Origin of the sequence: Aeromicrobium sp. REDSEA-S38_B2, from assembly GCF_001628525.1 — a bacterium.
GTDB lineage: Bacteria > Actinomycetota > Actinomycetes > Propionibacteriales > Nocardioidaceae > Aeromicrobium > Aeromicrobium erythreum.
Window position 1 is genome coordinate 1 of record NZ_LUNH01000006.1, and the last position, 9,865, is coordinate 9,865.

Genomic DNA, 9,865 nt, shown 5'->3' on the forward strand with positions numbered 1-9,865 from the left:
CGCCGCGGGCGGGTGCTCGAGGCACCCGCCCGCGGCGTCGGGGTGGGTCAGTACGACGGCTGGCTGGGGTCGATCTGGTCGACCCAGGCCACGACGCCGCCGGCGACGTGGACGGCGTCCTTGAAGCCGGCGCCCTTGAGGACGGCGAGGGCCTCGGCGGAGCGGACGCCCGACTTGCAGTGCAGCACGATCTGCTTGTCGTCGGGGAGCTCCGAGAGCGCCTTGCCGTTGAGGAAGTCGCCCTTGGGGATGAGGATCGAGCCGGGGATGTGGTTGATGTCGCGCTCGACCGGCTCTCGGACGTCGACGAGCACGAAGTCGCGTCCGCCGTCGCCCCGCTCCTTCAGCCACCCGTCGAGCTGGGCGACGGAGATCGTCGACCCGGCCGCGGCGTCAGCGGCCTCGTCGCTGATCGCACCGCAGAACGCCTCGTAGTCGCTGAGCAGCTCGGTCGGCAGCTCGCCCTCGGGGTCGCGCTGGATCTTCAGCGTCGTATACCGCATCTCGAGTGCGTCGTAGACCATCAGACGGCCGATGAGCGGGTCGCCGATGCCGGTGATCAGCTTGATCGCCTCGGTGACCATGATCGACCCGATCGACGCGCACAGGACGCCGAGCACGCCGCCCTCGGCGCACGACGGGACCATGCCGGGCGGCGGCGGCTCCGGGTAGAGGTCGCGGTACTGCGGCCCCTCCTGCGCCCAGAAGACCGACACCTGGCCCTCGAAGCGGTAGATCGAGCCCCACACGTACGGCTTGCCGAGGATCACGGCGGCGTCGTTGACGAGGTAGCGCGTGGCGAAGTTGTCGGTGCCGTCGACGATGAGGTCGTACTGGCTGAAGATGTCGAGGACGTTGTCGTTGTCCAGACGCGCCTCGTGCACGATCGTCTTCACGTACGGGTTGACCTCGGCGACCGACTCGGCGGCGCTGACGGCCTTGGGCCGGTCGATGTCGGACTGTCCGTGGATGACCTGGCGCTGCAGGTTCGACTCGTCGACGACGTCGTCGTCGATGATGCCGAGCGTGCCGACGCCGGCGGCCGCGAGGTACAGCAGGGCCGGCGAGCCGAGCCCGCCCGCGCCGATCACGAGCACCTTGGCGTTCTTGAGCCGCTTCTGCCCGTCCATCCCGACGTCGGGGATGATCAGGTGCCGGCTGTAGCGACGGACCTCGTCGATGGTCAGTTCGTCGGCGGGTTCCACGATGGGGGCGACCACGGCTGCTCCTCGCAGTGACGGTGAAGGGGACGTCCGGCACAACGCCGGTCGTGTCGTCCATTGTTCCCCGACCGTCCGACATGCGGTACCGACGTCCGTCCCGTGGACGCCTCGCGCCGACACGGGGTGCTCGCCGACGAGCGTGTGGGGACCGGGCACTAGGCTGTGCGGGTGAGCGAGACCCCGATCCTGCGCACGCGCGCCGGCCGACTGCCGCGCCGCGCCCGCCGCGCCCAGCTGCTGGAGGTCGCACTCGAGGTCTTCGTCGAGCAGGGCTACCACGCCGCGTCGATGGACGAGATCGCCGAGCGCGCGGGCGTCTCCAAGCCGGTCGTGTACCAGCACTTCCCCGGCAAGCTCGACCTCTACCTGGCGCTGCTGGAGTCCTCCTGCGACGAGGTCGTCGACGACATCAAGCGCGCCCTCGCCTCCACGCAGGACAACCGTCACCGCGTCGAGGCGACGATGCAGCTCTGGTACCAGTACGTCGCCGACCAGGGCGCGGCGTTCCGGCTGGTCTTCGAGTCCGACCTGACCAACGACCCCGACGTGCGCGAGCAGGTCGACCGGGTCGTGCGCGAGTCGGCGCTGGCGATCGCCGAGGTCATCCGCGAGGACACCGGCCTGCCGCAGGACGCCGCCTACCTCCTCGCCGTGAGCCTGGTCGGCATGGGCCACGTCGGCGCCCGCAACTGGCTGGCCGAGGCGTCGTCGCTGTCGCAGCAGGACGCCGTGCGTCTCGTCGGGCGGCTCGCCTGGCGGGGCATCGGCGGGTTCCCGCGCGACGTCACCGACGCCGACGGCGCCGAGTAGCCCCTTCTCCCACCCGCCCAACCGCACGTCAGAGAGGACCGACCATGGAGGTCAAGATCGGCGTCCAGAACGCCGCCCGCGAGCTGTCCGTCGAGACCAGCGAGGCGCCCGACACGGTGCTCGCGAAGCTCGACTCCGCGCTGAAGGACGAGACCGTCTTCAGCCTCACCGACGACAAGGACCGCACGGTCGCCGTGCCGGCCGACAAGGTCGCCTACCTGTACTTCGTCGCCGACACCGGCCGCAAGGTCGGCTTCGGCGCGGTCACGCAGGAGAACTGAGGTCCTCGGCTCGCGGGTGCTGCCACGCGGTGGCACCCGCAGCCCCGGCCTAGGCTCGCACCCGTGACCTTCGCAGGCTTTCCCGTCGCCGCGCTCGACTTCTACGACGACCTCGAGGTCGACAACACGAAGACGTTCTGGGAGGAGCACCGGCACGTCTACGACGAGGCCGTCAAGGCGCCGATGGTCGCGCTCACGGCGGCGCTGGAGGACGAGTTCGGACCCGCCAAGATCTTCCGGCCCTACCGCGACGTCCGGTTCGCGAAGGACAAGACGCCGTACAAGACGCACCAGGGGGCGTTCGTAGCCGTCGCCCCGTCGACCGGCTACTACGTGCAGGTCGGCGCGCCCGGCGTGCGCACCGGCGTCGGGTTCTACCAGGCCCCGCCGGCGCGGCTGGCGTCGTTCCGGGAGGCCGTGGACCACGAGACGTTCGGGGTGGGGCTGCAGCGGATCCTCGGCCGGGTCGAGCGCCAGGGCTGGACGGTCGGGGGCGACGCGGTGAAGACCGCTCCGCGCGGCTGGTCGGCCGACCACCCCCGCATCGACCTCCTGCGGCACCGCTCGCTGACGCTCGGTCGCGAGCACGGGTTCGCCCCGTACGTGCACACCGCGGAGCTGCTCGACCACGTGCGCGCCGACTGGCGTGCGGGCAAGCCGTTCATCGACTGGATCCTCACGCACGTGCGCGGCTGACCCCGACGTCGAGGACCGCCCGCGCCCCGCCGAGCGGTAGGTGGCGCGCGGATCCTCGCCCGGGGCGGTAGGTCGCGCGCGGCAAACGCTGCCCGTTCCGCGGGTCACCTACCGCCAGCACGGCCGAGACGCGCGCCACCTACCGCCCAGCGGGACAAGAGGGCGGGGCGGGGCGACCTATGCGGCCAGGCCGAGGCGGGCCATGCGTTCCGTGTGCGCCTCGGTGATGCGGGTGAACATGCGCGAGATGGCGGTGAGGTCGAGTCCGGGGGTCTCCACGCCCCCGACGAGGACGGCGCTCAGCGCGTCACGCTCGGCGACGAGCGTCTGGGCCTGGCGGAGGGCCTCGCCCATGAGCCGACGTCCCCACAGGGCGAGCCGGCCGCCGACGCGGGGATCGGCCTCGATCGCGGCGCGCACCTGCTCGACGACGAACTCCGAGTGCCCGGTGCCGCTGAGGGTGTCGATGACGGTCGTGCGCGTGACGGGGTCGAGGTAGGCGGCGATCTCGCGGTAGAAGTCGGCGGCCAGCCCGTCGCCGACGAAGGCCTTGACCAGGCCCTCGAGGAAGTCGGCGGGCTTGGTCTTGCGGTGGAAGTCGCCGAAGGTGGCGGCGAACGGCTCCATGGCGTCGAAGGGGTCCTCGCCCATCTCGACGAGGCGGTCGCGCAGCACCTCGAAGTGGTCGAACTCGGCGGCGGCCATGGTCGCGACCTCGACCTTGCTGCGCAGGTCGGGGGCCATCTGGGAGTCGGCGACGAGCCGCTCGCAGGCGCTGATCTCACCGAAGGCGAGGACGCCGAGCAGCTCGACGACCCCGCGGCGGTACTCGGGGTCGTCGAGGGCGCTGGCGACCGGTGCCGCGGGCGTGTCGTCCGGGGGTGCGGCTGCGTCCTTCGGGGCCGACGGGTCGCTCGACTCTGCGTGGTGGGCCATGCGCCGCAGCGTAGCGCTCCCCCGCCACTCGGCTCCTGATTCCCGGGACGCACGTCCCAACCGGTACCCTGGTGGTGCCCTTGGGGCCGTATCTCCGTCGTGAGCTCTCGGACGCACCGTCGTCGACGCCGCCTCACGACTCGACCCGAGAACCCTTTGTTCCCTCACGAATTCGAGATCCTGTGACCACGTTCACCGACTTGGGCGTCATGCCCGAGATCGCCGACGCGCTCGACGCCGTCGGCATCAGCAGCCCGTTCCCCATCCAGGAGATGACCCTCTCCGTCGCGCTGATGGGCACCGACCTCATCGGTCAGGCGCGCACCGGCACGGGCAAGACGCTGGCCTTCTCCATCCCGGTCATCCAGCGCACCGTCGCCCCGCACGACCCCGACTACGACCAGCTGGCGGCTCCCGGCAAGCCGCAGGCCCTGGTCGTCGCGCCCACCCGCGAGCTCGCGCTGCAGGTGGCCAACGACATCAAGACGGCGTCCGCGAACCGCGGCACCCGCAACCTCACGATCTACGGCGGCGTGCCCTACGAGGGCCAGCTCGAGGCGCTCGAGAAGGGTGTCGACATCGTCGTCGGCACCCCCGGGCGCATCCTCGACCTCGCCAACCGTCGCGCGCTCGACCTCTCTCACGTGAAGTCGCTCGTGCTCGACGAGGCCGACGAGATGCTCGACCTCGGCTTCCTGCCCGACGTCGAGGCGATCCTCGCCAAGACGCCCGAGACCCGCCAGACGATGCTGTTCTCGGCCACGATGCCGGGCGCGATCGTGTCGCTGGCGCGCAAGCACATGCGCCACCCGATGAACATCCGCGCCGAGTCACCGGAGGAGAACCACACGGTCCCCGCCACGGCGCAGTTCGTGTGGCAGGCCCACGAGCTCGACAAGCCCGAGGTCATCGCCCGCATCCTGCAGGCTGAGGACGTGCAGCGCGTCATCATCTTCACGCGCACGAAGCGCACGGCGCAGCGTGTGGCCGACGACCTCATCGACCGCGGCTTCCCCGCCTCGCCCCTGCACGGCGACATGGCGCAGGGCGCGCGCGAGAAGGCGCTGCAGGGCTTCCGTGACGGCAAGGTCGACGTGCTGGTCGCCACCGACGTCGCGGCCCGCGGCATCGACGTCGCGAACATCAGCCACGTCATCAACTACAACTGCCCCGAGGACCACAAGACGTACGTGCACCGCATCGGTCGCACGGGTCGCGCCGGCGCCTCGGGCATCGCGGTCACCTTCGTCGACTGGGCCGACCTGTCGCGCTGGAAGCTGATCAACGCCGAGCTCGACCTGCCGTTCGCGGACCCGCAGGAGACGTACTCGACGTCGGACCACCTGTTCCACGACCTCGGCATCGACCGGTCCGTCAAGGGCCGGCTCAAGCCGCCGTCGCCGAAGGAGCCCCGCAAGGACGGCGACCGCGGCGGACGCGGTGGCCAGGGCGGTCGCGGGCAGGGCGGCGGACGTGGCCGCGACGGCCAGGGCGGACGCGGGCAGGGCGGCGGACGTCCGCAGGGCGAGCGCTCCTCCGGTCCCCGCACCGACCAGCCGCAGGACGCGCAGGCCAAGGACGGCCAGGGCGGCGAGGGCACCGGCTCGAGCCGCAGCCGGAACCGTCGTCGCCGTCGCACCCGCGGCGGCCAGAAGGTCGAGGGCCAGAACGGCACCCAGACCGCCTCGAGCGAGACGGCACCCGCCTCGGCGGACTGACCCGCACCACGACGAAGGGCCCCACGCCGCGGCGTGGGGCCCTTCGTCGTGCCGGCTCAGAGCAGGCTCTGCGCCACCTCGCGGTACGCGTCGGCGCCCTTGTGGTTCTTGTGGACGCTGAGGATGGAGCGGCCGATCGCGGGCGCCTCGGCGAACCGGATCGACTTCGGGATCGGCGGGCTCAGGACGGGCAGCTCGAACTGCTCCTCGATGGAGGCGAGCACGGCGCGGGCGTGGTTGGTGCGCCCGTCGAACATCGTCGGCAGCACGCCGGCGACCTCGAGCTCGGAGTTGATGAACTGCTTGACGTCGTGGACGGTGTCGAGCAGCTGCAGCACGCCGCGGTGCGACAGGGTCTCCGCCTGCAGCGGGATGACGACCTTCTGCGACGCCGAGAGCGCGCCGACCGTGAGCACGCCGAGCGTGGGTGGGCAGTCGATGACGACGAGGTCGTAGTCGTCGGCGACCTTGTCGAGCGCGACGCGCAGCCGCTGCTCGCGCCCGGTGCGGCTGACGAGCGCCTCCTCGGCCTGCGTGACCGTGACGTTCGACGGCAGCAGGTGCATGCCGTCCTCGGTGACGACGATCGCGTCGGCCGGCTTGGCCTTGCCGAGCAGCACCTCCCCGACGGTCACGTCGACGTCCTCGGGGTCGATGCCCAGGGAGAACGTCAGGCCGCCCTGCGGGTCGAGGTCGACGAGCAGCACGCGCTTGCCGAGCTCGGCGAACGCCGCGCCGAGGGAGGCGACGGTGGTCGTCTTGCCGACGCCACCCTTCTGGTTCACCACGGAGATCGTCGTCGTCACGCGGCACATCATGCCACCGGGGACCGCCTCGTGGCTGCGACGTCCGCCACCGTGACGACATGGCATGCTGACGACATGACCCGCGCTCTCGTCACCGGCGCCACGGCCGGCATCGGCCTGTCCTTCGCCCGCGCCCTCGCCGCCCGGGGCGACGACGTCGTGCTGCTCGCGCGCGACGAGCAGCGTCTGGAGCAGCTGGCCACCGAGCTGCGCGGTGCGCACGGCGTGCAGGCCGACGTCGTCGTGGCCGACCTGACCACCGCGGACGGACTGGCGGCGGCCGAGGCCGCCCTCGCCAGCAGCACCGCACCCGTCGACCTGCTGGTGAACAACGCCGGCGCGTCGCTCGCGGGCTGGTTCGGCACCACCGACGTCGCCGACGAGGACCGTCAGCTCGACCTGCTCGTGCGGGCGCCGATGCACCTCATGGACACGGCGATCAAGTCGATGGTCGGGCGCGGTCGCGGCCAGGTGGTCAACGTCGCGAGCGTCGCCGCCTTCACCCCGCGCGGGACCTACTCCGCCCACAAGGCGTGGCTGGTGAACCTGTCGCAGTGGGCCGACTGGCACTACGCGTCGTCGGGCGTGCGCGTCATGGTGCTGTGTCCCGGCTTCGTGCGCACGGAGTTCCACCAGCGCGCCGACATGGACATCTCGGGCGTGCCCCGCTGGATGTGGCTGAACAGCGACAAGCTCGTGGCCGCCGCGCTCGCCGACCTCGAGCGCGGCCGCACGGTGTCGATCCCGAGCCTGCGCTACAAGGTGCTCGCGACCCTGGCCCGGCACGCCCCGACGTCGCTCGTGGCCCGCGCCGCCAAGCGCGGACGATGAGCACGCCGCGCTCCCTCGACCTCCCGCCCGGCGTGGTCGCCGCGACCGTGCAGACCCCGCGCGGGCGCTTCGCCGTGCACCACGCGCAGGTCGAGCACCCGCGGGCCCACGTGCTGCTGGTGCCCGGCTGGACGGGCAGCAAGGAGGACTTCACGCCGCTGCTCCCACTCGTCGCGGGCGCGGGGTTCTCGGTGACCGCGTACGACCAGCGCGGACAGCACGAGACGAGCGCAGACGACGCTGACGACTTCTCGTTGGGTGCACTCGCCGCCGACGCAGCCGCCCTCGCCGAGGCCCTCGGCACGACGCGCGTGCACCTGCTGGGCCACTCCTTCGGTGGACTCGTGGCGCAGACGGCGGTGATCGAGCACACCGCACGATGGGCGAGCCTGAGCCTGCTGTGCACCGGCCCCGCCGCGCTCGGCGCGAGCCCCGAGCGGCCCCTCGACGAGCTCGTCGCACGGCTCGACGGACCGGAGCCGATCGGCGACGTGTACCGCGCGCTGAAGGCGTCGAGCCTCGGCACCCACCCGCCCGAGATCGAGACGTTCCTGCTGCGCCGGTTCGAGGCGAACTCCAGGGTGGGGCTGCGCGCGTTCACCCAGCACCTGCTCGACGCCCCCGACCGCGTCGCCGAGGTCGCAGCCACCGGTCTCCCCGCGTGGGTGGGCCGAGGCGCCGGAGACGACGCGTGGCCGCACGCCGTGCAGGACGACCTCGCGGCACGACTGGGGACCACCGTGCAGGTGGTTCCCGGCGCCGACCACTCCCCCGCCGTCGAGAACCCGGTGGGTCTCGCCGCTGCCTGGCTCCCGTTCCTGGAGGACCTCTCATGAGCGACGCACCCGTCACGCGCGGCTTCGTCGGCCGTCGCCGGCCCGCGCAGTCCGACCGACTCCCGCCCGGCCAGTACGACGCGGGCCGGCAGTGGCCCGTGCTCTCCGCGGAGCCGACCCCGCAGGTCGACCTCGACCGCTGGACGCTGACGGTCGACGGCGCCGTGCTCGAGTCGCAGACCTGGGACTGGTCGGCGTTGCGCGCCCTGCCGCACGCGACGAGCACCGTCGACATCCACTGCGTCACGACGTGGTCGCGGTTCGACACCGCGTTCACCGGCGTCAGCGTCGAGACGCTGCTCGACGTCTGCGGCGTCGCCTCCGACGCGACGCACGTGGTCGCGCACACCGCGTCGGGGTACACGACCAACCTGCCGCTCGACGACGTGCGCAGCGACCGCGCCTGGGTGGTCTGGGAGGCCGACGGCGAGCCGCTGACGGCCGACCACGGCGGCCCCGTGCGTCTGCTCGTGCCGCACCTGTACTTCTGGAAGTCGGCGAAGTGGCTGACCCGTCTGGAGCTCCTCGACCACGACGAGCCCGGGTTCTGGGAGCGTGGCGGCTACCACGACCGTGGCGACCCGTGGCTCGAGCAGCGCTACCAGGGGGACCCGTGAGCAGTCAGCCCGCGGGGCCCGACCCTGTCGTCGAGAACCCCGGTGGCACGGGCTGGCAGCTGGCGACGGTGCGCGCGAAGGACCACCCGACGGAGGGCTTCGTGCGGCTGCGTCTGGAGCTGCCGGACCCGGCGCCGCACCGCGCCGGTCAGCACTACGTCGTGCGGCTGCGCGCGGAGGACGGCTACACCGCGCAGCGGTCGTACTCGACGGCGTCGGCCCCGGGAGACCGGCTGGTGGAGCTGATGGTCGAGCGGATGGACGACGGCGAGGTGTCGGGCTTCCTGCACGACGAGGTGCAGGTGGGCGACACGTTCGAGGTGCGCGGGCCGATCGGCCGCTGGTTCACCTGGGACGGTCGCGAGCGCGCGCTGGCGTTCGCCGGCGGGTCGGGCGTGGTGCCGATGGTCTCGATGCTGCGGCACGCGATCGGCACCGGGAACCCTGACGCGTTGCGGGTGGTGGCGGTGGCGAAGTCGCTGGACCGCCTCCCCTATGCCGACGAGCTGCTGGCGTCGGGCGCGTTCGTGGCGCTCACGCGCGAGAACCTCGGGGCGCGCGTGGCCGCCCCGCCCTACCCCGACGAGGTCGCGCCGCTGCTCGACGACGTCGAGGCGGCGTTCGTGTGCGGGTCGGTCGGGTTCGTCGGCTACGCCACGCGGCTGCTGCGCGAGCAGGCGTTCCCGTCCGACGCGATCCGCGTGGAGCAGTTCGGCGATGCGCTTGTTGCGGCTCTGGAGCCAGTTGAAGGCGAGAACCGCGGGAACAGCGACGATCAGACCGATGGCGGTCATGATGAGTGCTTCGCCAACCGGGCCGGCGACGGTGTCGATCGAGGCCTGGCCCGATGCACCGATCTTCACGAGGGCGCGAAGAATACCGATAACCGTACCGAACAGGCCGACGAACGGCGCGGTCGAACCGACGGTCGCGAGGAAGGCGAGGCCGCCGTTGAGCTTCGAGTTGATGTGGTTCTGCGAACGCTCGAGCGTGCCGTGCATCCAGTCATGCGCTTCGACCGGGTCGGTCAGCTTGTTATGCTCTTCGTTGGCGCGCAGACCGTCTTCGACGACCTGACGATAGGCGCTGTTCTTTTCGAGCTTGTTCATGC

The 9,865-nt window shown here is 71.8% G+C and carries 10 protein-coding genes and 2 pseudogenes; 8 read left to right on the forward strand and 4 right to left on the reverse strand.

The features are described from left to right. Positions 1-47 precede the first annotated feature (47 nt). A complete protein-coding gene (gene moeZ, locus A6Q81_RS01350; protein WP_067855869.1) occupies positions 48-1,220 on the reverse strand; it encodes an adenylyltransferase/sulfurtransferase MoeZ in 1,173 nt (390 codons plus the stop codon). A 171-nt stretch (positions 1,221-1,391) separates the two neighbouring features. Here moeZ and A6Q81_RS01355 point away from each other — a divergent pair, with 171 nt between their 5' ends. The 3 genes from A6Q81_RS01355 (at position 1,392) to A6Q81_RS01365 (ending at position 3,010) form a co-directional block, all read left to right on the forward strand. Next, entirely contained in the window at positions 1,392-2,033 is a 642-nt protein-coding gene (locus A6Q81_RS01355; RefSeq protein ID WP_370186822.1) for a TetR/AcrR family transcriptional regulator, read from the forward strand. A 44-nt stretch (positions 2,034-2,077) separates the two neighbouring features. After that, the gene (locus tag A6Q81_RS01360; RefSeq protein WP_067855863.1) at positions 2,078-2,314 is read left to right on the forward strand and encodes a DUF3107 domain-containing protein; all 237 of its coding nucleotides are present in this window, start codon (positions 2,078-2,080) and stop codon (positions 2,312-2,314) included. A 63-nt stretch (positions 2,315-2,377) separates the two neighbouring features. After that, on the forward strand, positions 2,378-3,010 hold the full coding sequence (locus A6Q81_RS01365) for a DUF2461 domain-containing protein (RefSeq protein ID WP_067855860.1): 633 nt from the start codon (positions 2,378-2,380) through the stop codon (positions 3,008-3,010). Between the two features lie 177 nt (positions 3,011-3,187). Here the strand turns inward: A6Q81_RS01365 and A6Q81_RS01370 are convergent, their stop codons facing one another. Continuing rightward, positions 3,188-3,946: a ferritin-like fold-containing protein gene (locus tag A6Q81_RS01370; RefSeq protein WP_067855857.1), complete on the reverse strand. Its 759-nt coding sequence runs from the start codon at positions 3,944-3,946 to the stop codon at positions 3,188-3,190. Positions 3,947-4,155: 209 nt separating this feature from the next. Between A6Q81_RS01370 and A6Q81_RS01375 the strand changes: the two genes are divergently transcribed. Then, complete coding sequence (locus A6Q81_RS01375) at positions 4,156-5,664, forward strand: DEAD/DEAH box helicase (RefSeq protein WP_083516583.1); 1,509 nt, start codon at positions 4,156-4,158, stop codon at positions 5,662-5,664. A 56-nt stretch (positions 5,665-5,720) separates the two neighbouring features. On the opposite strand, the gene A6Q81_RS01380 is transcribed toward A6Q81_RS01375, so the two are convergent. Continuing rightward, positions 5,721-6,479, reverse strand: a complete 759-nt coding sequence (locus A6Q81_RS01380) for a ParA family protein (RefSeq protein WP_067861414.1) — start codon at positions 6,477-6,479, stop codon at positions 5,721-5,723. Between the two features lie 66 nt (positions 6,480-6,545). Here A6Q81_RS01380 and A6Q81_RS01385 point away from each other — a divergent pair, with 66 nt between their 5' ends. From A6Q81_RS01385 to A6Q81_RS01400, 4 genes and pseudogenes are all read left to right on the forward strand, one after another. After that, positions 6,546-7,301 carry an SDR family NAD(P)-dependent oxidoreductase gene (locus A6Q81_RS01385; RefSeq protein WP_067855854.1) on the forward strand — a complete coding sequence of 252 codons (756 nt, stop codon included), beginning with the start codon at positions 6,546-6,548 and terminating at the stop codon, positions 7,299-7,301. Further along, entirely contained in the window at positions 7,298-8,137 is an 840-nt protein-coding gene (locus tag A6Q81_RS01390; RefSeq protein ID WP_286689261.1) for an alpha/beta fold hydrolase, read from the forward strand. Before A6Q81_RS01385 ends, A6Q81_RS01390 begins: the two co-directional genes overlap by 4 nt. Beyond that, positions 8,134-8,754: a sulfite oxidase-like oxidoreductase gene (locus A6Q81_RS01395; protein ID WP_067855848.1), complete on the forward strand. Its 621-nt coding sequence runs from the start codon at positions 8,134-8,136 to the stop codon at positions 8,752-8,754. Before A6Q81_RS01390 ends, A6Q81_RS01395 begins: the two co-directional genes overlap by 4 nt. Before the next feature lie 101 nt (positions 8,755-8,855). After that, a pseudogene (locus A6Q81_RS01400) lies at positions 8,856-9,038 on the forward strand (oxidoreductase); the annotation flags it as partial. Between the two features lie 483 nt (positions 9,039-9,521). Here A6Q81_RS01400 and A6Q81_RS01405 read toward each other — a convergent pair. Beyond that, positions 9,522-9,863 (reverse strand): annotated as a pseudogene (locus A6Q81_RS01405) (MotA/TolQ/ExbB proton channel family protein); the annotation flags it as partial. Positions 9,864-9,865 lie beyond the last annotated feature (2 nt).

What these genes read in the sequence shown, in the direction of transcription:
- A6Q81_RS01360 (WP_067855863.1), top strand. Translation starts at nt 2,078, where the DNA reads ATGGAGGTCAAGATCGGCGTCCAGAACGCCGCCCGCGAGCTGTCCGTC.
- A6Q81_RS01370 (WP_067855857.1), bottom strand. Translation starts at nt 3,946, where the DNA reads ATGGCCCACCACGCAGAGTCGAGCGACCCGTCGGCCCCGAAGGACGCA.
- A6Q81_RS01375 (WP_083516583.1), top strand. Translation starts at nt 4,156, where the DNA reads ATGCCCGAGATCGCCGACGCGCTCGACGCCGTCGGCATCAGCAGCCCG.
- A6Q81_RS01380 (WP_067861414.1), bottom strand. Translation starts at nt 6,479, where the DNA reads ATGTGCCGCGTGACGACGACGATCTCCGTGGTGAACCAGAAGGGTGGC.
- A6Q81_RS01385 (WP_067855854.1), top strand. Translation starts at nt 6,546, where the DNA reads ATGACCCGCGCTCTCGTCACCGGCGCCACGGCCGGCATCGGCCTGTCC.
- A6Q81_RS01390 (WP_286689261.1), top strand. Translation starts at nt 7,298, where the DNA reads ATGAGCACGCCGCGCTCCCTCGACCTCCCGCCCGGCGTGGTCGCCGCG.
- A6Q81_RS01395 (WP_067855848.1), top strand. Translation starts at nt 8,134, where the DNA reads ATGAGCGACGCACCCGTCACGCGCGGCTTCGTCGGCCGTCGCCGGCCC.